Genomic DNA, 21,939 nt, shown 5'->3' on the forward strand with positions numbered 1-21,939 from the left:
GGCGCCCGGTCGGGAGCGTGGGGACGAGGCCGTGGTCACGGTACCGTGCGTCACCATCACGCCGTGGGTCGGTCCCGCTTCGACCTGCTCTATCGATGTCAACGCGCCGTGACCGGATCGGTCACGCACCGTCGGGTGGAATTCAGGCCCCGTCGACGACGGCCTGGTAGGCCTCGGCGTCGAGGAGCTCGGAGCGCTCACCGGCGTCCGAGAGGCGCAGCTCGAACATCCATCCGGAGCCGTAGGGGTCCGAGTTGACCTGCTCCGGGGTGTCGCCGAGGTCCGAGTTCACCGCCGTGATCTCGCCGGCGAGGGGGGCGTAGATCTCCGAGACCGACTTCGTCGACTCGACCTCGGCGATCGAGTCGCCGGACGAGACGGTGTCGCCGACGGTCGGGAGCTGGACGAACACCACGTCGCCGAGCTGCTCCTGGGCGAAGTCGGTGATCCCGACCCGCACGGTGTCCTCGTCGCCGGCCGACGCGATCCACTCGTGCTCCGCCGTGTACTGCAGACCCTCGGGGACCACTGCGACTCCTCGGATGATCAGGGCTGATGGGCCGGGGGAGCCTAGCGTGCGGGTGTCCGGATCAGCTGGACGACGTAGAGCGCCCCCGACCACAGGTGCAGCGCGATGCCCCAGGCGGTGAAGGCGTAGGCGAACGGGCGGGCGAGGTCGGCCCCCGGCCAGTCCATCTGCGCGAGCAGCAGCAGCGGGAAGGCGTAGAGCAGACACAACGTCGCGGCCTTGCCGATGTAGAGCACCGGGAAGGCGAGATAGCCCTTGCGGCGCAGCAGCGGCAGGGCCGCCGACACGACGACGTCCCGGCCGACGATGAGCACGACCACCCACCACGGCACGATGTCGCGCACCACGAACGCGACCAGGGCCGCGAGGGTGTAGAGCCGGTCGGCCAGCGGGTCGAGGGCCTCCCCCAGCTTGGAGTACTGGTCCAGCCAGCGGGCGAGCTTGCCGTCGAGCCAGTCGGTGACCCCGGAGATCACCAGCACGACGAGCGCCCACCCGTCGGCCTGCGGACCGAGCAGCAGCCACAGGAAGACCGGAACCCCGGCCAGCCGGATGACCGACAGCAGGTTCGGGACCGTCAGCCACCGCTCGGACGCGATGTCCCGGATCGTCACGCGGGACAGTCTGTCAGCGTGCGGTCCATCCCATGTCCATCGTGACCGGCACGCCGGTGAAGGTGGACCCCGCCGGCGTGGTGAGGAAGGCGACGACGTCGGCGACCTCGCTGGGCTCGATGAGCCGCTTCACCGCGTGCGGCGTGAGGATGACCTCCTCGATGACCCGGTCCTCGCTGATGCCGTGGGCCTTGGCCTGGTCGGCGATCTGCTTCTCGACCAGCGGCGTCCGCACGTAGGCCGGGCAGACCGCCGCGGCGGTCACGTTCTGGGCGGCGCCCTCGAGCGCGAGCGTCTTCACCAGCCCGAGCACGCCGTGCTTGGCGGACACGTAACCGGCCTTGTACGGGCTCGCCGCGAGCGCGTGCGCCGAGGCGATCGGGATGAAGCGGCCGCCGCGCGGGGCCTCGACCAGCGACGGCCAGGCGTACTTGGCCAGGAGGAACGGGCTGGTCAGCAGGATCTGCAGCAGGGCGTCCCAGCGGTCCTCGGGGAAGTCGGCGACCGGCGAGACGTGCTGGAAGCCGGCGTTGGGGACGACGAGGTCGATCCGGCCGAAGGCCTCGAGCGCCGTGTCGACGGCCGCCCGGTTGCCCTCCCGGGTCGTGAGGTCGGCGCCGAGGGTCTCCGCGCCCTTGAGGTCCTCGGCGGCCTCGAGGTCGACGCCGAGGACCTGCCAGCCGTCGGAGACGAGGCGCTCCACGACGGCGCGGCCGATCCCGCTGGCCGACCCGGTGACGACGGCGGCCCGGTCTTCTCCTGGGGTGCTCACGGCTCCGACGGTAGGTCGCGCGCGGCGACCGCGGTAGGTGAGGCCCACACCACGGCCGCGCCGGGCGATGTGGTGTGGGCACACCCGTTCGGCGCGCCCGTCGTGCCACCGGTCGTTCTCCGCCGGTGGCGCGGGGTGTTTGCGGGCACCACGGGTCCGTGACTGCCCTGGTGACGTCCCCCGCCGTCGCGTACGGCCCGGCCCTCGGTGTCCCCGCCGACCTCGCGCCCCTGGTGCCGGACGTGCGCCGGCTGGCGATCCTGCGGGCCAACGGCCTCGGCGACCTCGTCGTGTCCGAACCCGCCCTGTCGGCGGTCCGCGCCGCCTACCCGGACGCCGAGATCACCCTGCTCGGCCAGCCGCACCACGAGGCACTGCTCGCCGGGCGCCCCTCCCCCGTGGACCGCGTCGTGTTCGTGCCGCCGGTCCCCGGCGTGCGGGTCGGTCCCGGCCCGGACGCGCCCGCCGACGTCGTCGAGGCCTGGGCCGCCGAGCAGCGGGCGTACGGCTTCGACCTGGCGATCCAGATGCACGGCGGAGGCGGGAACTCCAACCCGCTGCTCGCCCGGCTCGGGGCCCGCGTGAGTGCCGGGACCGCCGCGCCGGGAGCGCCGCGCCTCGAGCGCTGGGTGCCCTACACCCCCTACCAGCACGACACGCTGCGCTGGAATGAGCTGGCCGCCGCCGTCGGCGCCCCGACGCCCCGCATCGAGCCGCGGCTGACGGTCACCGAGGCCGACCTCGCGGCCTCGCGGGAGGTCGTCACCGAGACCGACGAGCCGCTCGTCGTCGTCCACCCCGGGGCCACGGACGCTCGCCGGTGCTACCCGGAGGACCGGCTCGGGGCGGTCGCGGCGGCCCTCGACGGGGCCCGCGTGGTGGTCGTCGGCGGCGGGTCCGAGGGCGACCGGGTCGCCGAGGTGGCGCGGGGCTACGCGGCGGTCACCGGGCACGCGCCGGAGACCGTGGTCGGCGGCGTGACGCTGCCCGGGCTCGTGGGCCTGCTCGCCCGGGCCCGCCTGATGATCGGCAACGACTCCGGGCCCCGCCACGTCGCCGGGGCGGTCGGCACCCCGACGGTGGCCGTGTTCACCTACGCGAACCTCGCCGACGTCGCCCCGCTCACCCGCGTCTGGCACCGCGTCCTCGTGTCGTGGCACGGCGGCTGCCAGGTGTGCGGGCGCCGCGTGCTCGAGGGCTGGTGCGGCCACCACGCGTCCGCCACGCACGACGTGCCGGTCGAGGAGGTCCGCGAGGCCGCGCAGGACCTGTGGGCCCAGAGCGCCCTGTAGGGACGCGCGCCCGTCAGCGCACCCGCAGCCGCACCCCGTCGTCGGGAACCAGCTCGCCGATGACGGGGTGCCCCGGGAGCTCCCCGACCAGCAGCAGCCCGCCCGAGGTCTGGGCGTCGGCGAGGAGGATGCGGTCCTCCTCGGACGCGCGCTCGAGGTCGGACTCCGGCGCGACCCAGTCCAGGTTGCGGCGCGACCCGCCGGGCACGAAGCCCTCCCGCACGGCCTCGCGGGCGCCGTCGAGGTAGGGCACGGCGGCGGCGTCGATGACCGCGGTGACAACGGAGGCCCGGGCCAGCTTGAAGGCGTGGCCGAGCAGCCCGAAGCCGGTGACGTCGGTCCCGGCGACTATGCCCGCCTCGACGGCTGCGCGGGAGGCGGCGGCGTTCAGCGTCGTCATCGTCTCGACGGCCCCGGCGTGCACCTCGCCCGTGACCTTGTGGCGGTTGTTCAGGACGCCGAGCCCGAGCGGCTTGGTGAGCGTCAGCGGCAGCCCGGCGCGCCCGGCGTCGTTGCGGATCAGCTTCGCCGGGTCGGCGGTGCCGGTGACGGCCATGCCGTACTTGGGCTCCGGGTCGTCGACGGAGTGGCCGCCGGCGACGTGACAACCTGCCTCGTCGGCGACCGCGAGTCCGCCGCGCAGCACCTCGGCGGCCATCTCGTAGGGCAGCACGTCCCGCGGCCAGCACAGCAGGTTCAACGCGACGACGGGCCGCCCGCCCATCGCGTAGACGTCGGAGAGCGCATTGGCGGCGGCGATGCGGCCCCAGTCGTAGGGGTCGTCGACGACGGGCGTGAAGAAGTCGGTCGTGGCGATGAGGGCGAGGCCGTCGCGGATCGTCACCACGGCCGCGTCGTCACCGTCCTCCAGCCCGACGACGAGCTCCCCGACCCGCTCGGCCGTCGGCGCGGGCGCCAGCGTGCGGACGAACGACTCCAGCTCCCCCGGCGGGATCTTGCACGCGCACCCGCCGCCGTGGGCGTATCCGGTCAACCGCTGGTCCGCCACCGCCGTCATGCCCTCATCCTCCGTCAGACCGGGACGGACGGCACCATCGGATCGCCGGTCGGGATCTCGTGGTGCCGGCTTCGCCGGGGCCGTCGGAGTGCGCGCCCCTACAGTCCGTGCAGCCCCCGCAGCACCCGCGCCATGACCTCGCGGTCGGGGCCGTGCTGCGGGCCGGCCGCCGTCGGGTGGATGCGCACCGCCCCGTCGTCGGCCATGTCCCCGATGAGCACCCGGGCCACCCCGAGCGGCACCCGCATCAGCGCGGCGACCTCGGCGACCGACCGCGGCGCGTGCTCGCAGATGCCGCCGATGACGACGTGCTCCGGGTCGTCGAGCGGCGGTCGGGGGCTGGGCAGCGAGATCAGGGTCTCGACCATGAGGTCGGGCCGGGCCCGCGTCCGACCGCGGGTGCGGACGTAGGGCCGCACCGACACCCGGGACTCGAAGCCCTCGGCGCGGTTCTTCAGCTCGGCCAGGTGCAGCGGCGCGGTGGGAGCCTCGTCCGGGCACGGGGCGATCGGGTCGTAGCGCTTCTCGCGCAGCGGCGCGGCCTGGACCGGGACCGCCGCGTCGTCGGCGGCCCGCTGGGCGATCACGCGGCGCACCTGCCGGCTCCGCGAGCCGAACCGGGCTCCCGTGCGGCCGACGACGATGCCCGACGACGGGTCGGGCCCGAGAACGGCCGGGGCGGCCGCGCCCCCACCGGTGTCCGGGGTGTCGGGGGTGCCGGCGGTGTCGTCCAGCTCCTCGACGACCATCGTGCGGGGAAAGCGGGCGCCGGTGCGGCCGAGCTGCGGACGCCGGCGGGCACCGGTGTCCGGGGCGGCCGGGGCGTCGAGGACCTCCGGGGTGTCCGGGAAATCGGCGGCGGTGTCGTCCGACTCCTCCACGACCACCGATCGGGGGAAGCGCGCGCCCGTGCGACCGAGCTGTTGGCGTCGTCGGAGCCGGGCCCGTCGGCCGCTCTCGGCACGCTCCTCGGTCACACTCCGCACCTACCCTCTGCGCACTCCGTCACCGAATGCCTCGTATCGGACAGGCTCTTCACGCTACGGCATGTCGCGAGGGGCGGAAACGTGACGCTCGGTCCGCCGCGTGACGATCATGTGACGCTGCGCGGCGCGATCGGAGCAGCCGGCTGGTCCGACGGGGGTGATCGTCGCGCGCCCCCGGATCGTCCCCCACCGGCCGGCCGCGCCGCTCGGGAGCGGCTCGGAACCCCGCGGGCGTTCGGCCGTTCCGGTGACCCCGAGGGACCTGATCACCCCTCCGGACGGTGTGGGGCCCTAAGCTGAGAACGGCCCTGCCTACGACCTCTCGGCAGGGCTCATCTCGGCGGAACCCGGGGGTCGTCGTCGTTCCACCCGGTTCGCCGGGACGGCGCCTCCGGGTTTCGTTGCATACGCAAAAGACCGGCTACTCCGGGGTCACCACGCGGGCCCGATCTGCGCCCCACGCCACGACGTCGCCGCCCGCGAGCTGTCGCCCGCGCCGCGTCTCCGCGCGTCCGTTGACCGTCACCTCACCCGACGCCACGACGTCCTTCGCGTCGGCCCCGTGCTCGACGAGACCCGCCAGCTTGAGGAACTGGCCGAGTCGGATGGTGCCCGTCACCTCGACCGGCCGGATGTCTGCCACGCCGTGATCTGATCACAGCCGTGCCGACGACGCTGCTGCTCCTGCTCGCGGGGGTGGCGGCGGGGCTGTCGGGGTCGATGGCCGGGCTGGCCTCCCTGTTCTCCTACCCCGCCCTGCTCGCCGCGGGCCTGCCACCCGTCGTCGCGAACCAGACGAACACGATCGCGCTGGCTGTCTCGAGCTCGGCCTCCATCGCGTCCTCCCGGCGGGAACTGCGGGGGCAGCGCGACCGGGTAGTGCGCCTGATCCCGCTGACGGTGCTCGGCGGGGTGGTGGGCGGCGCGCTGGTGCTGGTCACGCCGTCGGACACGTTCGCGCTGATCGTGCCGTTCCTGGTCGCGTTCGCCTCGCTGGTGCTGCTCCGGCCGCCGCGGGCCGCACCGCCCGGGGAGGGGCGGCGGGACGGGCGGCCGAACGCGTCCACGGTGGTCGGGGCGGTTTTCATCGGCGTCTACTCGGGCTACTTCGGCGCCGCGGCGGGGGTGCTCATGCTCGCCCTGCTCACGCACCTGCTGGCGGACACCCTCGTCCGGGTCAACGCCGTCAAGAACGTCCTGCTCGGGGCCTCGAACGCGGTGGCGGCGATCGGCTTCATCGTGTTCGGCACCGTCGTGTGGAGCGCGGCGCTCCCCCTGATGGCCGGGCTGTTCGTGGGGAACTACGCCGGCCCGGCGATCGCGCGCCGCCTGCCCCCGCGGGTGCTGCGCATCGGGATCGCCGTGGCCGGCCTCGTCCTCGCCGTCGTGCTCTTCGTGCAGGCGGTCGGCTAGGAGCGCTGTCGCACTCAGGAGGAGAGCTGGCGCTTCACCTCGGAGGAGACCCGCTTGCCGTCGGCGCGCGAGCCGACCTGCGGCTGCACCACCTTCATCACCTGGCCCATCTGCCTCGGGCCCTCCGCGCCGGTCTCGGCGATGGCGGCGGCGACCAGCGCGGTGAGCTCGTCGTCGGTGAGGGGCTGGGGCAGGTACTCGGCGAGCACCTGCTCCTCGGCGCGCTCCCGGTCGGCCAGCTCGGCCCGACCGGCTCCGTCGAACGCCTCGGCGGACTCCCGGCGCTTCTTCGTCTCGCGCACGAGGACGGTCATGACCTCGTCGTCGGAGAGATCGTGGTGCTCGGTGCCCGCGGTCTCGGCGTTGGTCACGGCGGTCAGCGCCATCCGCAACGTCGCGACCCGCACCTGGTCGCGAGCCTTCATGGCGGTCGTCAGATCGCTGCGGAGCTTCTCCTTGAGCACCCGTCCAGGGTAGGCGCCGAGGTCCACCCCGATCGGGAGGTGGGACTGCGAGGACCACGACAGGAGCGGCCGGACGGCCCAGACTGACGGCATGACCTCGGAGTTCGGGCGCACGGTGCGCCGCTGGCGCGACCGGCTCGAGCCCGCGGCGGCGGGCCTGCCCGCGGGACAGCGGCGACGCGCGGCCGGGCTGCGCCGCGAGGAGCTCGCCGGGATCGCGGGCATCTCGGCCGACTACCTCACCCGCCTCGAGCAGGGCCGGGCCACCTCGCCGTCCGCGCAGGTCGTCGAGGCGCTCGCCCGGGCCCTGCGGCTCTCCGACGCCGAGCGGGACCTGCTCTTCGCCCTCGCCGGGCACGCCGCCCCCGGGCGGGACGTCCTGCCGTCGCGGATCACCCGCAGCGTCCAGCGGCTGCTCGACCGCCTCGAGCACACGCCCGTCGCGGTCTTCGACGCCGCGCTGACGCTGCTGGTCGCCAACGCGCCCTACGACGCGCTGATGGGCGACACGACGTCCTGGCAGGGCCTGGAGCGCAACGCCCTCTGGCGGCACTTCGTCGGCCCGGGCGGGCGGGTCGCCTACACCGCCGAGGGCGAGCGGGTCTTCGAGGAGACCGTCGTGGCCACGCTCCGGATGACGGCCAGCCGCTATCCCGCGGACCACGCGCTGCGGCGGATGGTCGAACGGCTCGCGGCCGCCAGCCCCCGGTTCGCCGAGCTGTGGGACGCCGACCTGCCCGACCCGATGGCCGAGGTGTCGAAGCGCAAGACGATCGAGCACCCCACGGTCGGGCCGATCACGCTCGACTGCGACACCCTCGTCGTCGCCACCGACGACGTCCGGATCATGGTCTACACGGCCGACCCGGGCACCCCCGACGCCGAGCGGCTCGAGCTCGCCGTCGTCGTCGGGACCCAGGCCCTCGTGGAGTGACGGTCAGGTCAGGGCCCGCACGAGCGGCATCGGCATGATGCGCAGCGCCGGCCCGAGCAGCGACCACGGCCAGCGCGGCGCGTAGGCGTGGGCGGGCCGGCGCTCGATGGCCTCCACCATCGCCCGCACCCCCGTCGCCGCGTCGACGCCGAACGGCATCGTCATGCCCTCGTTGAGGTCGGTGCGGATGTAGCCGGGCGCGAGCTCGGTGACGACGATGCCGGTGCCGTGCACGTCGGAGCGCAGCCCCTCGGCGAACGTCGACAGACCGGCCTTGGCGGCGGCGTACACCGTCTGCGCGCCGCGCAGACCGCGGTCGGCCGCCACCGAGGTGACGAGCACGAGGTGCCCCGAGCCCTGCGCCCGGAACAGCTCCATCGCGGCCTCGGCCTGAGCGATCGCGGCGACGAAGTTGGTGCGGGCGGTCCGCAGGTTCGCGTCCGGCTGCCCGGACCCGACCGTGCGCCCCTCCCCGATCCCCGCGTTGACGATGACCCGGTCCAGCCCGCCGAGCTCCCCCGCCACCTCCGGGAACACCCGGGCCACCGCGGCGTCGTCGGTGACGTCGAGCTGCGCGGTCACCACCTGCGCCGACCCCGGCCGGGCACGCAGCTCCGCCGCGAGCGCCTCCAGCCGCTCCGTGCGCCGCGCGACCAGGGCCAGCTCGTGGCCCCGCGCGGCGAACTCCCGCGCCATCCCCTCGCCCAGCCCGCTCGACGCGCCCGTGATCAGTGTCCGCACTCGTGTCCTTCCCCGTCGCTCCGCTCGCCCCGCGCGACATGCAATCACGCGTCGTGGTGCTCGAGGATGTTCACCACGACACCCCCGGGCGTCCGCACGAAGAATCGCCGCACGCCCCAGGGCTCGGTGGTCATCGGGTGCACGATCTCCAGACCCGCGTCGATCATCCGGCGGTAGATCGTCTCGTGCTCGGCCGGCTCCACCGCGACCGAGAGCACCGGGTCGACCGGCGCGCTCGCGTCGTGGGTGAGCAGCTGGACCTGCGGGATCTGGGCGATCCCGGTCGCGCTGTGGTTCACCACCCAGCCCTGGTCCATCGGGGTGTCCAGGCCGAGCAGCTCGGTCCAGAAGGCGCGGTCGGCGGTGGGGTCGGCCATCGCGACGTCCGCGATGATCCGACGTACGGGGCTCGTCATGGGACGACAGCCTTCCCGACGCCGGACCGGTGCGGCTTGGACGGATCCGCCCGACTCCCCAGCCGTCAGGTGGCGTGGTACCCGCCGTCGACGGGCACGGTCAGCCCGGTGATCCGGGCGGCGTCGTCGGAGAGCAGGAACGCGATCACGGCGGCGACGTCCTCGGGCGTCCCCATGCCGGGCAGGGGCGACTGGGACTCCATCAGCCGCTCCATGGCCGCCGGGTCGGGCGCCGCCCGGATGTGGGCCTCCACCAACGGCGTGCGGACCGCACTCGGGGCCACGGCGTTGACCCGGATGCCGTGGGCGGCGTACTCGACGGCCGCCGTCCGGGTCAGCCCGACGATGCCGGCCTTGGAGAAGCCGTAGGGCGCGAGGTTCGGCTTGCCCGACAGCCCGGAGGACGACGACATGTTCACCACGGCCCCGCGCCCGGCCGCGACCATGGCCCCGAGTGCCGCCCGCAGGACGAAGAAGGCGCCGTCGGCGTTGACCCGCATGACCGACGTCCACGTCGCGTCCGGGGTCAGGTGGATCGGCACCTGCGCGCCGACCACCCCGGCGTTGTTCACCAGGGCGTCGACCCTCCCGCGGGTCGCGACGATGCGGTCGAAGGTCGCGCTGACGGCGCGGGCGTCGGTGACGTCGACCTCGTGGGCGGTGCAGCCCGGCAGCGCCGCCGCGGCCTCCCGCACCGCGTCCGCGTCGCGGTCCAGGAGCTGGACCACCGCCCCCTCGTCCGCCAGCCGACGGGCCGCCGCCAGGCCCAGCCCGGAGGCCGCGCCCGTCACGACCGCCACCTGCTCGGCGAGGCGGCCCACGTCCGTCAGGCCCGGACCGCGCGCAGCTGGTCGGCGAGCTTCGCGGCGTCGACCCGGGAGAGCTTGCCGACCCGGTTCGTCGGGAGGCCCTCGACCCGGAACACGTACTCCGGCCACTTGCCCTTCATGAGGCCGAGGTCGGCGAGGTGACGCTGGATCTCGGGGAGCTCCAGGTCGTCCCGGCCGGTCACGACCAGGACGGCGATCCGCTCCCCCAGGACGTCGTCGGGCACCGGGACCACGCAGACCTGGTCGACGTGCGGGTGGCGGGCCACCGCCGACTCGACCTCGGTCACGTCGATGTTGCGGCCGCCGCGGATGATGATGTCCTTCTCGCGTCCCCGGATCGACACCGTCCCGTCGGCCGCGACGGCGACGAGGTCGCCGGTGGGCAGGAAGCCGTCCTCGGTCAGCGCGGGCGGCACGACCTCGCCCGCCCGGGCGTACCCGACGAACAGGGACGGCCCGCGGACCTGGGCCCGGCCGGTCTCCCCGGCGGACAGCGGCGTGCCCGTCTCGTCGACGGCGCGCAGCTCGGTCCCGGGGAACGGGGTGCCGTCGGTCCCGAGCCGGGTCACCGGATCGTCGTCGGGCCGCGAGGTGGTGTGGCCGAGGCACTCCGACATCCCGAACACCCGCAGGAACCGGGTGTCGAGCCGCTCCTCGGCGCGGCCGAGCGCGCCGGCGTCCATCGGCCCGCCGCCGACGGTCATCGCCGTCATCGCGGACAGCTCACCGCCACGACGGGCCGCGGTCCCCATCTGCAGCGCCATGGTCGGCACGCACATGGTCCAGCGCGCGTCGTGCTCGGCCATGAGGTCGACCGCGACCGCAGGGTCCCAGCGGTCCAGCAGGAGGACCCGGCCGCCGAGCAGCAGGGGCAGGTAGAGCCCGAAGCAGATCGCCGCGGCCGACGAGAGCGGGACGAGCGCCGCGACGGTGTCGCCCGGACGCAGTCCGACGGCCTCGATCGTGGCCCGCCCGGCGTAGCGCAACGCGTCCTCCGACTGGACGACGCCCTTCGCGCGGCCCGTGGACCCCGACGTCAGGCCGATCACGGCCCCGCCGCCCCAGCGACCGTCTCCGCGCGCCCGGCGGGCCGTCAGGTCCCAGCCGTCGAGGACCTCCGCGTCCCGCGGACCCGGTGCGATCGTCGCGGCCACCTCGGACGAGAGGACGACGGCGTCGGGGTCGACGTCCTCGCACGCCCCGACGAACTCCTCCCGCGTGGTGTGCCGGCTGAGCAGCGCCAGGGTCCCGTCGAGACGTCCGACGGCGACTGCCGCGACGAGGGTCCGCCACGAGTTGTCGGCCTGCACCATCACGGTCGGCCCGGGGCCGGTCCGGGTCTCGAGCTCCGCGGCGAGGACCGCCGCCCGGTCGAGGACGTCCGCGAGCCGGTGCTCGCCCTCGGCGTCGATCGCGACGACGTCGTCGGGCGCGAGCGCGGCGCGCCGCTCCAGGTCGGCGTGGAGCTGTCTCACCGGTCGGCCCCGACCAGCTCGACCTCGTCGCCCAGCAGCGCGATCCGCTTGCCCTTCATGGCGCCGACGTGGCGCACGGCGGCCGCCCACTCCTCGCTGGCCAGGGCGGCACGGGCGGCGGCCTCGTCGTCGAAGCTGAGCACGGAGACACCGTCCCAGCCCTCGGAGCGGGGTTCGAGCGCACTCGTGACCGCGGTGTGCCGCCAGGCCCGCAGCCCGGGCAGCGGGTAGGTCATCTCCGCGTGCTCGCCGCGCCACCAGTCGATGAACTGCTCGTGGGTCCACTCGGGCGGGCGGGCGGCCAGCAGGACGAGGTTGAACACGGTTCCTCCTTCTCGACGGCGGGGGTCAGCGGGCTTCGACGTCGAGCTCGGGAGAGCGCCCGATCATCAGGTCGGTGACGCGGCCGTCGGCGTCGAGCCGGGCGGCCGCCACGAACGTGGACTCGAAGGCGTCCCCGCGGCGGGCCTGGCCGAACACCAGCTCGTCGGAGGCGACGGTGGAGGCACTCAGGACGTGGTGGGTCAGCACGCTCTTCTCGCGCTGGGCGAGGTAGCCCTCCATCGCCGCGCGGCCGCCCGCGAAGTCCCGCGCCTCCCCGCCTCCGGTGCCGAAGACGATCGAGAACCGGAAGTCCGGCGCGATCATGTCGAGGATGTCGTCCGGGGTGTCCCCGTCGAGGCTGGCGAACCAGCGGCGCAGGAAGGGGGCCGCAGGCGCGGCCGGATCGGCGTCGATCACCACAACTCCTGATATGAGTTCAGTTCGGGTAACTCGAGACTAGGCAGCCCGACGGTCGGCGGCAAGGGTCAGCGGGCCGCGAGACCCCGGACGTCCGGGGCGGAGGGCAGCGAGTCGTCCCACCCGTCGACGTGCAGGACGTCGTCGACGGCCGGTCGGCGGGCGCGGCCGAACTTCTCCCCCGTCGTGAAGGCCACCGGGGTCAGGCACACCTGCTGCACCCGGTCGAAGGGGATGCCCAGCAGCTCGGCGGCGTCGCGTTCGCGGGCCATGTGCATCGTGGTCCAGCAGGTGCCGAGGCCGCGGGCCCGGGCGGCGAGCATGAAGCTCCACGTCGCCGGCAGCACGCCGCCCAGCAGGGACGCGCTCGCCATCGCCGAGGCGCCGTCGAGGCGGGCGCCCTCCAGGCAGGTGATGACGATCGTGTCGACCTCGTGGAGGGCGTCCGCCAGCGCGTCCGCGGACCGTGCGGAGCGCTCCTGGGTGCGGGCGGCCCCGGCGTCGTCGGTCGCCACCCGCCCGATGTAGCCCTCGGACTCGCGGTAGGTGCCCTCGTAGACCTCGCTGTAGAGGTCGGCGAGGCCCTTCCGCAGCACGGGATCGCGGACGACGACGAAGCGGGTCCGCGGGAGGTTGGAGCCCGCCGGGGCCTGCAGCGCCACGTCGATGCAGTCCCGGATCAGCTCGAGCGGGACGGGGCGGGAGGGGTCGAGCCGGCGGCGGACCGCCCGCGTGGTGGTGAGGACCTCGTCGGCGTCCACCTCAGCCACCCTCGGGCAGCGTGAACATGCCGAAGTCGGGTCGGAAGAAGGCCTGGTAGCGCGAGACCAGCCCGTCGGTGACGAGCGCCGTCGCGGTGAAGGAGCCGGTGCCGCGGCCATCGGCCTCGGTGACGATGCCGTGCACCATCTCGAGGTCACCGTCGACGGCGCGCCGGTGGACGTGGTGGCGGCGACCCACCGCGGGACGTCCGGCCACGTAGGCCTCCAGGTCGGCGCGGCCGGAGCCCCGCACGTCCTGCCCGGGGATCGCGATGAGGAACTCGACGTCGGGGGCGACCAGGTCGAGCCCGCTGAGCGGGTCCGTCCCGTCGAGCCGCCCGTAGTACTCCTCGATGATCATCTGCCGTCCTCCTCTACGGTCACAGTGCCTCGGCGGCGACCATGCGGGCCGCGCAGCCCTCCATGAAGTGCGCGATGTCGTCCAGGTCCATGGCCCCGCCGGGCCGGTACCAGCGCCACACGCCGGTGATCAGTCCCAGCAGGGTGCGGGCCATGACCACGGGGTCCCGGTCCGGGAACTCCCCCTCGGCGATGCCGCGTTCGAGCAGCTCGACCCAGTTGCGCTCGACGCGGGCGACGAGGTCCCGCGACGCGAGCCGCTCGGTCTCCTCCCGCTCGGAGGAGCGGGACGCGGCGAGCAGACCGATGTTGGCGACGAGGATCCGGTTCTGCTGGACCTCCTGCGGCGACAGCGCGTAGGCCGCCGCGACGGCGGCACGCAGGCCCTCGAGAGCGGTCGGCGCGTCGGCCGTGGCCGCGCGGAACGCCGCGTCGGAGTTGCGCAGACCCAGGCGCATGACGGTGAGCAGGCAGTGGGCCTTGGACTCGAAGTAGTGGTAGAGCGCGGTCTGGCCGATCCCGACCCGGTCCGCCACCGCCGACCACTTCGTGCCCTCGTACCCGGCCTCTCCGAAGCACTCGACCGCGGCGGCCAGGATCGCGGGCCGCTTGGACCGGGGGCCGTCGTCGGTCTCGGTGAGTGCGGCGATGCTCATGGGCGGCCCTTTCGGCAGACGGGTCGCCTCCACCCTAGTCAGCGCCTGAACCGGGTTCATGTGCTCGGCAGCCCGATCGCCCCGAGCAGCGCCTCGGAGTGCCGGGCGCCGAGCAGCGCCGCGTCGGTGGCCGCGCGCCGGACGTGGAGGTGGGCGACGTGTTCCCAGGTGAACCCGGTCCCGCCGTGGACCTGGACGGTCTCGGCCGCCACCCAGGCGTACGCCTCGCCGCACACCAGCGCCGCCGTCGCGACGGCGGCGGGCGCCTCCGGCGACCTCTCGGCGAGGGCCGCCGCCGCCCACCAGGACGCGGACCGGGCGGCCTCGACCCGGACGGCCATGTCGGCGCACCGGTGCTTGATCGCCTGGAACGTCGCGATCGGACGGCCGAACTGGACCCGGTCCGCGGCGTAGGCGACGGACAGCTCCATGGCCGCCGCCGCGCCGCCGGCCTGCTCGCAGCCGAGCGCGGCCCGACCCCGGCGCAGGACGCCCTCGACGGCCTCGCGGGCGTCGCCCGGGTGGCCGACGCGGCGGGCCGGGACGCGGTCGAGCAGGACGTCGGCCAGCTGCCGGTTCGGGTCCAGGGCGCGCAGCGGCGAGCGGACCAGCCCCTCGGCCGCGCCGTCCACCACGAACACGGCCGGTTCGCCCTCGACCGCCGCGACCACGAACAGGAGGTCCGCCGTCGCCCCCTCCACGACCTGCAGCTTCGTGCCGGAGAGCCGCCACCCGCCGTCGTCGTCGCCCTCCGCCCGGGTACCGAGGTGGTCGGGGTCCCACTCGCCGTGGTCCTCGCGGAACGCGAAGGTCCCGGTCCGCTCGCCGCTCGCGAGGGACGTCAGCAGCTCGCGGCGCAGGTCCTCGGTGCCCGAGAGTTCCAGCAGGGCCCCGACGGCGAGCACGGCGGTGGAGAACCAGGGCAGCCGGACCGGTCGGCGGCCGAGTTCCTCCGCGACCACGGCGACCTCGCGGAAGCTCGCGCCGGCACCCCCGAAGTCCTCCGGTACGTCGAGGGCGGCGACCCCGAGCTCGCCGGCGAAGCGCCGCCAGAGGTCGGGGTCCCACGTCGGCTCGGCATCGCGGGACGGCTCGCCCCGGCGCTCCAGGAGGTCGCGGACGACGGCGCGCAGGTCCTCGGCGTCGGCGTCGGGCGTGATGCGCAGGCTCACGGGGTCTCCCCGTCGTCGGCCGCCGCCGCCAGGACCTCGGCGTAGCGCTCCCGGGACTCGGCGCGGCGGGTGGGCAGGATGTAGGGCGGGAAGAGCCCGTCGTCGGGCTCGGTGCTGCGCAGCAGGGCCTGGGCGAGGTTGACCTTGTGGACCTCGGTGGCGCCGTCGGCGAGCCCCATGTGGTACGACTCCAGGACCCACTTGCCGAACGGCAGCTCCTTCGAGATCCCCAGCGAGCCGTGGATCTGGATGGCCCGTCCGGCCGCGTCGGCGAGCACCTTCGGCATCGCCGCCTTGACCGCCGCGATGTCGGCGCGGACCTTGCGGTAGTCCTGGTAGCGGTCGATGCGCCACGCGGTCTGCAGCACGAGCAGACGGAACTGGGTGAGCTCGATCCAGGTGTCGGCGATCATCGCCTGGACCAGCTGCTGGTCGGCGAGCCGGCGTCCCTTGCTGGTCCGCGACACCGCCCGCCGCTTCATCATCTCGAAGGCGGCGGTGACGAGTCCGACCGTGCGCATCGCGTGGTGGATGCGGCCCCCGCCGAGGCGGGTCTGGGCGACGGCGAAGCCCTCCCCGCGCTCGCCGAGGATGTTCTCGGCCGGGATCCGGACGTCGGTGTAGCGCAGGTACTGGTGGGTGCCGACCGGCTCCTCGTGCCCCCAGACCGACGTGTCCCGCACCCGCTCGACCCCGGGGGTGTCGGCCGGGACGACGAACATGGACATCGAGCGGTGGGGTTCGGCGTCCGGCTCGGTGACGGCCATGACGATGAGGAACTCCGCGAACAGCGCGTGGCTGGAGAACCACTTCTCGCCGTTGATCACCCACTCGTCGCCGTCGAGGACGGCGGTGGTGCGGAAGCCGGTCGGGTCGGACCCGCCGTGCGGCTCGGTCATCGAGAAGCTGGAGACGATGTCACCCGCGATGAGCGGCTCCAGGTAGGTCTTCTTGAGGAAGTCGGTGCCGTAGTGGGCGAGGATCTCGGCGTTGCCGGAGTCCGGCGCCTGGCACCCGAACACCACCGGCCCGGAGTGGGTCCGGCCCAGCTTCTCGTTGAGCAGCGCGAGGCGCAGCTGGCCGTAGCCCTCGCCGCCGAGTTCCGGGCCGAGGTGGCAGGCCCAGAGCCGGCGTTCCTTGACCTGCTCCTGCAGCGGCTTGATGAGCGCGTTGCGCACCGGGTCCCGCGGGTTCCAGGCGTGCTCGACGACGAGGTCGACGGGCTCGATCTCGTCGCGGACGAACTCCTCGACCCACTCGAGCTCCGCGGCCACCTCGGGCTCGGACTCGAATCCCCAACTCATGACGGCTCCTCGCGGGTGAGCACGGTGCAGGCGGAGATGCCCGGCGCGCCGTAGACGTGGGTGAACCCGACCTGCGGGTTGCCCGGGACCTGGTGCTCGCCGGCGTCGCCGCGCAGCTGGAGCACGTTCTCGTGGACCTGGCGCAGGCCCGAGGCGCCGATCGGCTCGCCGTTGGCCAGGCAGCCGCCGTCGGTGTTGATCGGCAGGCGACCCTCGATGGCGGTGGCGCCGGAGAGGATCAGCTCCTCCTGCTCGCCGTGGGCGCACAGGCCGGTCTCGGCCATGTGCATGAGCTCGGCGCCGGACTCGGTGTCCTGGATCTGGGCGACGTCCACCGCCGACGGTGCGATCCCCGCGGCCGCGAACGCCGCCGCGGAGGCCTCGACGGTCGGCGAGTCGGCGCGGTCGAGGGCGAGCCACGGCGAGAAGACCTCGAACGATCCGTAGCGGCGGCTGCGGAAGGTCGCGGCCGCCAGGTACACGGGCCGGTCGGTGTAGTGGTGGGCGTCCTCGGCGCGGCAGAGCACCAGCGCGACCGCCCCCTCGGCCGGCGAGCAGTACATGTACTGCGTCAGGGGGTGCGAGATCATCGGCGCCGCGGCGATCTCCGCGGCCGCCATCTCCTTCCGGCGCCACGCCATGGGGTTGCGGGCGCCGTTGCGGAAGGCCTTGGCGGAGACCTCGGCCAGCACGTCGGGCTTGATGCCGTGGTCGTGCAGGTAGCGCTGGATCTTCATCCCGAAGAACTGCGTCGTCACCATCATCCCGGTCTCGCCGTACCAGGACCCGATCCCGTGGTCGGCGGGGTCGGTGTCGAACGCGCCGCGCGGGTGCTTGTCGAACCCGATGACGATGCCGAGGTCGTGCGTCCCGGAGCGGATCGCGGCGTCCGCGGCGATGAGGGCGGACCCCCCGGTCGCGCACCCGTTCGCGACGTTGATGAACGGCAGCCCGGTGAGCCCGAGCTCGGAGACGAGGGTGTCCGCGTCCCCGGCGGAGTGCGAGCCGCCGAAGCCGAACTGCATGTCCGAGAACCGGAGGCCGGCGTCGTCCAGGGCCCTCCGCGCGGCGTGCACGGCCTGGGCGCGGCCGGATACGCCCTCGGTACGGCCGAACCGGTGCATCCCGATCCCGACGATCGCGACCCCGCTCACGGTGTGCTCCTCACGAACGCGAAGGTGTGGACCGGGCCGTCGGCGTCGTCAGGAACATCTCTGAAGGGCACCAGGGCCAGCTCGACCGGCATGCCGATCTCCAGGCGGTCCGGGTCGGCCTCGGTCAGGCGGGACTCCACGAGCAGCTGCCCGGGGAGCTCCACGTAGCCGACGGCGTAGGGCTCGTGGGCCTCGGTGCCGGTGTAGGGCGGCTTGGGGCGGAAGCCCTGCGTGGTGAACGACCAGAGCGTGCCGGTCCGCGCGAGCGGGACGTCCTGCATGTCCGCGCCGGTGCAGCGGGGGCAGCCGCCCTGGCGGGGGAAGGTGTGGGCACCGCAGTCGGAGCACCGGCTGCCGAGCAGCGCGGGGCCCTCGGCGGTGTCGGTGAGCAGCGAGGGATCCACGAACCTGATGTCTGCTCCTGGCGCGGTCACGGCGCGGCCAGCCGTCCGCCGTCGACGGCCAGCAGCGCGCCGGTGGTGTAGCTCGCGCCGGGCCCGCACAGGTACAGCGCCGCCCCGACGATCTCGGCGGGCTCCCCCACGCGCTCCGACGGCCAGTCCTGCGCCATCCGTGCCACGACGGCCGGGTCCCACGACCGGCTGATGTCGGTGGCGAAGGGGCCGGCGAGGATCGTGTTGACCCGGACCGTCGGCCCGTACTCCTGGGCGAACCCCGCGGTCAGCGTGTTGAGCGCCGACTTGGCGGCGGTGTAGGGCAGGTCGCCCGCCGTGGGGCGACCCGACCCCATCGAGGAGATGTTGAGGACGACCCCGCCGCCCCGCTGGGCCATCCGGGCCCCGGCGAGCGCGGTGAGCCGGAACGGGCCCTTCACGTTCACGGCGAAGACCTTGTCGAACAGCTCCTCGGAGACCTTCTCCAGCGAGGGGTAGGTCGGCGCGATCCCGGCGTTGTTGACGAGGACGTCGACCGGGCCGAGCTCCTGCTCGACCTCGTCGAGCAGCGTGTCCACCTGGTCCCACTGGCCCATGTGCGCGGCGTGCGCGGTGACGCGGCGCCCGGTCGCGGCGGAGAGCTCGGTGGCGAGCGCGACGCAGGCGTCCTTCTTGCGCGACGCGACCGCGACGTCGGCGCCGGCGGCGGCGAGCGCGATCGCGATCTCCCGGCCCAGGCCGCGGGAGCCGCCGGTGACCAGGGCGGTGCGCCCGGCCATCGGCTGCGGGTCGGGGCGGGCGGCCGCGACGGCGTCGACCACTGATGTCGTCACTTGGGGATGTCCTTCCAGGCCACCCCGCGGTCGGCGCGGGGTTCCGGCGGCAGCCCCAGCAGGCGCTCCGCGATGATCGTGCGCTGGACCTCGTCCGACCCGCCGGCGATCCGGTAGCCCGGGGCGCCCAGCACGTGCTCGGTCCAGCGGTAGCTGCCGTCCCCGGCGTCGGCGATCAGCCTCGACCCGAGGACGGCCGCCGCGGCCTGCGAGACCAGCGACAGGCGCTCGGTCCAGGCCAGCTTGCGCAGCGACCCGATCGCGCCGTTCTCCTCGCCGGCCAGGCGGGCCTCCCGGTCGCGCTGTGCGGACACCGCGGCGACCTTCTCCGCCGCGTACACGGCCGCGAGCAGCCGGCGGACCTCGGGATCGGCGAGCCGGCCCAGCCGTCGTGCGTCGTCGAGCAGCTGGTCGAACCCGCCGCCCAGGTCGGCGTTGGCCCCGGAGTGGCCCCGCTCGAAGCCCAGCGTCGCGAGCGTGACGCCCCAGCCGCCGCCGACCTCGCCGAGCCGCCACGAGTCCGGGATCCGCACCTCGTCGAGGAACACCTCGCAGAACGACGTACCGCCCGACATCTGGCGCAGCGGCCGGACGTCGACGCCGGGGGTGTCCATCTTGAGCAGGAAGGCCGTCAGGCCCTTGTGCTTCGGCACGTCGGGGTCGGTGCGGCAGATCAGCTCGCCCCAGTCGGCGAACTGGGCGCCCGAGCTCCAGACCTTCTGCCCGGTGACCACCCAGCCGTCGCCGTCGCGGACGGCCTTCGTGGCGAGCCCGGCGAGGTCGGACCCGGCGGCGGGCTCGGAGAACAACTGGCAGGCGGTGACGTCGCCGCGCAGGAGCGGGCGGACCAGCTCCTCGGTCTGCGCCGGGGTGCCGAACATCTGCACCGTGGGGGCGACGAGGGCCGTGGACACCGAGGTCAGCTCGTGCTGACCCGGCGTCGAGAACTCGCGCTCGACCTCCGCGAACGCCTCCTCGTGCAGGCCGGAGAGGCCGGCGCCGTGGTGCTCGGTGGGCCAGGAGAGCGCGCCGTACCCGGCGTCGAAGCGCGTACGCAGCCACCCGCGGATGCGGTCGATCAGCGCCCGCTCCTCCTCGAAGGGCAGGTCGTGGAACACCGCGACCGAGCGCCGGTCGTCGTCGCCGCGGGGCGGCACGGTGTCCGCGAGCCACTCCCGGGCCCGCTCGGTGAACTCGTCGAGCTCGGTCTCGCTGACGGTGGTCATCGTGCCGTCCACCCTCCGTCGACGGTGAGGATCTGTCCGGTGAGGTAGCTGCTGGCCGGCGAGCACAGGAAGAGCAGCGCGGTGTCGAGCTCCGCGGGCTCCCCGGCGCGGCCGAGCATCGTGTTGCGGCCGATCCAGCGCACGGAGCGCTCGTCGGCGAACAGCTCGTCGTTCATCTCGGTGCGGAACCAGCCGGGGGCCAGGGCGTTGACCCGGACCCCGCGGCGGCCCCAGTGACCGGCCAGCTCGCGGGTCAGCCCGAGCAGTCCGGCCTTGGACGCGGCGTAGCTCGCCCCGCCCATCGGCGCGGCCGACACCAGCCCGAGGATCGAGCTGACGTTGACCACCGCCAGGCCCTGCGGTCCGGGCACCTCGGCGGCCATCCGGGCCAGGTGGAACGGACCCACGAGGTTGGTGCCGAGGACCTCGGCGAAGCGCTCGGAGGTCTCGTCGGCGGGCTTCGCGCCGCTGTCCACCCCGGCGTTGTTGACCAGCAGGTCGATGGTGCCCGAGCCCGCCCGGACGGTGTCGATCACCGTCCGGCGGCCGTCCTCGGTGCCGAGGTCGGCGGCGACGGGGCGGAACAACGGCTGGTCGGCGGCGAGCTCGTGCAGCCGGTCCTTGCGGCGGGCGGTGGTCCACACCGTCGCGCCGGCCGCGGCCAGCACGGCGGCGAAGCGGGCGCCGAGGCCCGACGAGGCGCCGGTGACGACGGCGGTGCGCCCGGTGAGGTCGAAGAGCTCGGCGGGCGAGTTCACGGTCATGACGCGCCGTCCAGCAGCCCCCGCGCGGACTCGATGAGGGCCGCGATGGTCGGCGGGAGCTGCTCCTGCACCGGGTCGTGGTGGCGGCCCTCACGGTGACGCCGCAGGTTGTGCCCCATGATCGCCGCCATCTTCATGCGGGCCAGCGCCCGGAACCACGGCGTCTGCGGCTGCGTCCCGCCCGCGGCGCGGTAGAGCTCGCCCAGCTCGTCCTCGGACGGCAGCCCCGGGACCACCCGACCCACGCCGGGGAAGAGCGTGCCGTCGGTGAAGACCCCGAACCAGCCGAGGTCGACCCGCGGGTCGCCCACGCCCCAGATCTCCCAGTCGACGAGGGCGGTGGGCTCGACCCCGGCGCAGAGCAGGTTGCCGAGGCGGAAGTCGCCGTGCACCAGCACGGGCGCCGCGGGGTCCGGGACGTCCGCGTGCAGGGCCGTGAGGAGCTCCTCGGAGCCGGGCCGCAGCTCGAGCGGCACGGCGTGCATCGTCTCCTCCCAGCGGAGGAGTTCGTCGCCCGGCGTCGCCGGGTCGGGCAGCGCCCCACCCGCCGTCCGCACCCCCTCGGCGAGGGCGTCCAGGGGCACCGCGTGCAGGGCACCGAGCACCCGGGCGGCGCGGGTCATCCGCTCCCGGGCGAGGTCGGGAGCGAGAGCGGTCGCCACGTCGAGCACCGGCTCGACCGCCTCCCCCGCCGCCAGCTCCATGGCGAACCAGGCCGGCGCGACCTCGTCCCGGGCCGTCACCGCCGGGATCGGCAGCCCACGGCCGGCGAGCGCCGAGAGCACGTGCGACTGGCGGAGGACGTCGTGGCGGCCCCTCGCCGGCCGCCCGGGCGGGACGGCCTTCACCACGTGCCCCGACCCGCCGTCGTGCAGGACGTAGGTGAGCCCCGACCGGCCACCCTCGAGGACGGTCAACGGCCCGGCGTCCGGGGCGTCGAGCGCCGTGCGGACGCGACCCGCGAGGGCGGGGTCCGCGTCGTCGGTGCGCACCGGCACCGTCTCCTGCGTCATCGGGTTCCTTCCCACCGGATCGTCGTCGGCCCGGGCGGCCCCGCCGGCAGCCCGAGCGGGCCGCCGGCGTCGATCA

At 74.4% G+C, this 21,939-nt stretch carries 27 protein-coding genes; 3 read left to right on the forward strand and 24 right to left on the reverse strand.

What is annotated here, in order from left to right; all coding sequences use genetic code 11:
- Positions 1-142: 142 nt before the first annotated feature.
- From gcvH to QSK00_RS10720, 3 genes are read right to left on the reverse strand one after another with little or no spacing between them, the layout of a single operon-like run.
- A complete protein-coding gene (gene gcvH / locus QSK00_RS10710) occupies positions 143-529 on the reverse strand; it encodes a glycine cleavage system protein GcvH (RefSeq protein ID WP_285590345.1) in 387 nt (128 codons plus the stop codon).
- Between the two features lie 41 nt (positions 530-570).
- Positions 571-1,143 (reverse strand): cardiolipin synthase ClsA, encoded by a 573-nt coding sequence (gene clsA / locus QSK00_RS10715; protein WP_285590347.1) that lies wholly within the window; start codon positions 1,141-1,143, stop codon positions 571-573.
- A 13-nt stretch (positions 1,144-1,156) separates the two neighbouring features.
- Complete coding sequence (locus tag QSK00_RS10720; RefSeq protein ID WP_285590349.1) at positions 1,157-1,915, reverse strand: SDR family oxidoreductase; 759 nt, start codon at positions 1,913-1,915, stop codon at positions 1,157-1,159.
- A gap of 158 nt (positions 1,916-2,073) precedes the next feature.
- On the opposite strand from QSK00_RS10720, the gene QSK00_RS10725 reads away from it, so the two are divergent.
- Positions 2,074-3,207, forward strand: coding sequence for a glycosyltransferase family 9 protein (locus tag QSK00_RS10725; RefSeq protein ID WP_285590351.1), 1,134 nt, complete (start codon positions 2,074-2,076; stop codon positions 3,205-3,207).
- Positions 3,208-3,220: 13 nt separating this feature from the next.
- Here the strand turns inward: QSK00_RS10725 and selD are convergent, their stop codons facing one another.
- The 3 genes from selD to QSK00_RS10740 all read right to left on the reverse strand — a co-directional run bounded on the left by selD (position 3,221) and on the right by QSK00_RS10740 (position 5,845).
- On the reverse strand, positions 3,221-4,225 hold the full coding sequence (gene selD, locus QSK00_RS10730) for a selenide, water dikinase SelD (protein ID WP_285590352.1): 1,005 nt from the start codon (positions 4,223-4,225) through the stop codon (positions 3,221-3,223).
- Between the two features lie 98 nt (positions 4,226-4,323).
- Positions 4,324-5,202, reverse strand: coding sequence for a DUF742 domain-containing protein (locus QSK00_RS10735; RefSeq protein ID WP_285590354.1), 879 nt, complete (start codon positions 5,200-5,202; stop codon positions 4,324-4,326).
- 430 nt (positions 5,203-5,632) lie between these two features.
- Positions 5,633-5,845, reverse strand: coding sequence for an RNA-binding S4 domain-containing protein (locus QSK00_RS10740; RefSeq protein ID WP_502872035.1), 213 nt, complete (start codon positions 5,843-5,845; stop codon positions 5,633-5,635).
- Positions 5,846-5,874: 29 nt separating this feature from the next.
- Here QSK00_RS10740 and QSK00_RS10745 point away from each other — a divergent pair, with 29 nt between their 5' ends.
- A complete protein-coding gene (locus tag QSK00_RS10745; protein ID WP_285590357.1) occupies positions 5,875-6,624 on the forward strand; it encodes a sulfite exporter TauE/SafE family protein in 750 nt (249 codons plus the stop codon).
- Between the two features lie 14 nt (positions 6,625-6,638).
- Here QSK00_RS10745 and QSK00_RS10750 read toward each other — a convergent pair whose 3' ends face one another.
- Complete coding sequence (locus tag QSK00_RS10750; RefSeq protein WP_352231118.1) at positions 6,639-7,181, reverse strand: GatB/YqeY domain-containing protein; 543 nt, start codon at positions 7,179-7,181, stop codon at positions 6,639-6,641.
- Here QSK00_RS10750 and QSK00_RS10755 point away from each other — a divergent pair.
- On the forward strand, positions 7,180-8,022 hold the full coding sequence (locus QSK00_RS10755; protein WP_285590359.1) for a helix-turn-helix transcriptional regulator: 843 nt from the start codon (positions 7,180-7,182) through the stop codon (positions 8,020-8,022). The genes QSK00_RS10750 and QSK00_RS10755 overlap by 2 nt on opposite strands.
- Before the next feature lie 3 nt (positions 8,023-8,025).
- Here the strand turns inward: QSK00_RS10755 and QSK00_RS10760 are convergent, their stop codons facing one another.
- The 17 genes from QSK00_RS10760 to QSK00_RS10840 all read right to left on the reverse strand — a co-directional run bounded on the left by QSK00_RS10760 (position 8,026) and on the right by QSK00_RS10840 (position 21,863).
- Positions 8,026-8,763: an SDR family oxidoreductase gene (locus QSK00_RS10760; protein ID WP_285590361.1), complete on the reverse strand. Its 738-nt coding sequence runs from the start codon at positions 8,761-8,763 to the stop codon at positions 8,026-8,028.
- Positions 8,764-8,807: 44 nt separating this feature from the next.
- Entirely contained in the window at positions 8,808-9,179 is a 372-nt protein-coding gene (locus QSK00_RS10765; RefSeq protein ID WP_285590363.1) for a VOC family protein, read from the reverse strand.
- Between the two features lie 65 nt (positions 9,180-9,244).
- Positions 9,245-10,000 carry an SDR family NAD(P)-dependent oxidoreductase gene (locus tag QSK00_RS10770; protein ID WP_285590365.1) on the reverse strand — a complete coding sequence of 252 codons (756 nt, stop codon included), beginning with the start codon at positions 9,998-10,000 and terminating at the stop codon, positions 9,245-9,247.
- A gap of 5 nt (positions 10,001-10,005) precedes the next feature.
- Entirely contained in the window at positions 10,006-11,484 is a 1,479-nt protein-coding gene (locus QSK00_RS10775) for a class I adenylate-forming enzyme family protein (protein WP_285590367.1), read from the reverse strand.
- The gene (locus QSK00_RS10780; RefSeq protein WP_285590369.1) at positions 11,481-11,807 is read right to left on the reverse strand and encodes an EthD family reductase; all 327 of its coding nucleotides are present in this window, start codon (positions 11,805-11,807) and stop codon (positions 11,481-11,483) included. Before QSK00_RS10780 ends, QSK00_RS10775 begins: the two co-directional genes overlap by 4 nt.
- A gap of 25 nt (positions 11,808-11,832) precedes the next feature.
- Positions 11,833-12,225: a nuclear transport factor 2 family protein gene (locus tag QSK00_RS10785; RefSeq protein WP_285590370.1), complete on the reverse strand. Its 393-nt coding sequence runs from the start codon at positions 12,223-12,225 to the stop codon at positions 11,833-11,835.
- A gap of 68 nt (positions 12,226-12,293) precedes the next feature.
- A complete protein-coding gene (locus tag QSK00_RS10790; protein ID WP_285590371.1) occupies positions 12,294-12,995 on the reverse strand; it encodes a nitroreductase family protein in 702 nt (233 codons plus the stop codon).
- Entirely contained in the window at positions 12,988-13,347 is a 360-nt protein-coding gene (locus tag QSK00_RS10795; RefSeq protein ID WP_285590373.1) for a nuclear transport factor 2 family protein, read from the reverse strand. The genes QSK00_RS10790 and QSK00_RS10795 overlap by 8 nt, the downstream gene beginning before the upstream one ends.
- 19 nt (positions 13,348-13,366) lie before the next feature.
- On the reverse strand, positions 13,367-14,002 hold the full coding sequence (locus QSK00_RS10800; RefSeq protein WP_285590375.1) for a TetR/AcrR family transcriptional regulator: 636 nt from the start codon (positions 14,000-14,002) through the stop codon (positions 13,367-13,369).
- A 56-nt stretch (positions 14,003-14,058) separates the two neighbouring features.
- A complete protein-coding gene (locus tag QSK00_RS10805) occupies positions 14,059-15,174 on the reverse strand; it encodes an acyl-CoA dehydrogenase family protein (protein WP_285590377.1) in 1,116 nt (371 codons plus the stop codon).
- On the reverse strand, positions 15,171-16,478 hold the full coding sequence (locus QSK00_RS10810) for an acyl-CoA dehydrogenase family protein (protein WP_285590379.1): 1,308 nt from the start codon (positions 16,476-16,478) through the stop codon (positions 15,171-15,173). The genes QSK00_RS10805 and QSK00_RS10810 overlap by 4 nt, the downstream gene beginning before the upstream one ends.
- Positions 16,475-17,632 (reverse strand): thiolase family protein, encoded by a 1,158-nt coding sequence (locus tag QSK00_RS10815; RefSeq protein ID WP_285590381.1) that lies wholly within the window; start codon positions 17,630-17,632, stop codon positions 16,475-16,477. Before QSK00_RS10815 ends, QSK00_RS10810 begins: the two co-directional genes overlap by 4 nt.
- Positions 17,629-18,036 carry a Zn-ribbon domain-containing OB-fold protein gene (locus QSK00_RS10820; protein WP_285590382.1) on the reverse strand — a complete coding sequence of 136 codons (408 nt, stop codon included), beginning with the start codon at positions 18,034-18,036 and terminating at the stop codon, positions 17,629-17,631. Before QSK00_RS10820 ends, QSK00_RS10815 begins: the two co-directional genes overlap by 4 nt.
- 26 nt (positions 18,037-18,062) lie before the next feature.
- On the reverse strand, positions 18,063-18,860 hold the full coding sequence (locus tag QSK00_RS10825) for an SDR family NAD(P)-dependent oxidoreductase (RefSeq protein ID WP_352231119.1): 798 nt from the start codon (positions 18,858-18,860) through the stop codon (positions 18,063-18,065).
- Positions 18,857-20,086, reverse strand: coding sequence for an acyl-CoA dehydrogenase family protein (locus QSK00_RS10830; protein ID WP_285590383.1), 1,230 nt, complete (start codon positions 20,084-20,086; stop codon positions 18,857-18,859). The genes QSK00_RS10825 and QSK00_RS10830 overlap by 4 nt, the downstream gene beginning before the upstream one ends.
- Complete coding sequence (locus tag QSK00_RS10835) at positions 20,083-20,850, reverse strand: SDR family NAD(P)-dependent oxidoreductase (protein ID WP_285590384.1); 768 nt, start codon at positions 20,848-20,850, stop codon at positions 20,083-20,085. Before QSK00_RS10835 ends, QSK00_RS10830 begins: the two co-directional genes overlap by 4 nt.
- Positions 20,847-21,863, reverse strand: coding sequence for a phosphotransferase family protein (locus QSK00_RS10840; RefSeq protein ID WP_285590385.1), 1,017 nt, complete (start codon positions 21,861-21,863; stop codon positions 20,847-20,849). The genes QSK00_RS10835 and QSK00_RS10840 overlap by 4 nt, the downstream gene beginning before the upstream one ends.
- Between the last annotated feature and the right edge of the window lie 76 nt (positions 21,864-21,939).

The organism is Actinomycetospora sp. NBRC 106378 (assembly GCF_030269685.1).
Lineage (GTDB): Bacteria > Actinomycetota > Actinomycetes > Mycobacteriales > Pseudonocardiaceae > Actinomycetospora.

Coding starts and splice junctions, on each gene's coding strand:
- selD (WP_285590352.1), bottom strand. CDS start 4,225: ATGACGGCGGTGGCGGACCAGCGGTTGACCGGATACGCCCACGGCGGC.
- QSK00_RS10755 (WP_285590359.1), top strand. CDS start 7,180: ATGACCTCGGAGTTCGGGCGCACGGTGCGCCGCTGGCGCGACCGGCTC.
- QSK00_RS10750 (WP_352231118.1), bottom strand. CDS start 7,181: ATGCCGTCAGTCTGGGCCGTCCGGCCGCTCCTGTCGTGGTCCTCGCAG.
- QSK00_RS10765 (WP_285590363.1), bottom strand. CDS start 9,179: ATGACGAGCCCCGTACGTCGGATCATCGCGGACGTCGCGATGGCCGAC.
- QSK00_RS10795 (WP_285590373.1), bottom strand. CDS start 13,347: ATGATCATCGAGGAGTACTACGGGCGGCTCGACGGGACGGACCCGCTC.
- QSK00_RS10800 (WP_285590375.1), bottom strand. CDS start 14,002: ATGAGCATCGCCGCACTCACCGAGACCGACGACGGCCCCCGGTCCAAG.
- QSK00_RS10810 (WP_285590379.1), bottom strand. CDS start 16,478: ATGAGTTGGGGATTCGAGTCCGAGCCCGAGGTGGCCGCGGAGCTCGAG.
- QSK00_RS10830 (WP_285590383.1), bottom strand. CDS start 20,086: ATGACCACCGTCAGCGAGACCGAGCTCGACGAGTTCACCGAGCGGGCC.
- QSK00_RS10835 (WP_285590384.1), bottom strand. CDS start 20,850: ATGACCGTGAACTCGCCCGCCGAGCTCTTCGACCTCACCGGGCGCACC.
- QSK00_RS10840 (WP_285590385.1), bottom strand. CDS start 21,863: ATGACGCAGGAGACGGTGCCGGTGCGCACCGACGACGCGGACCCCGCC.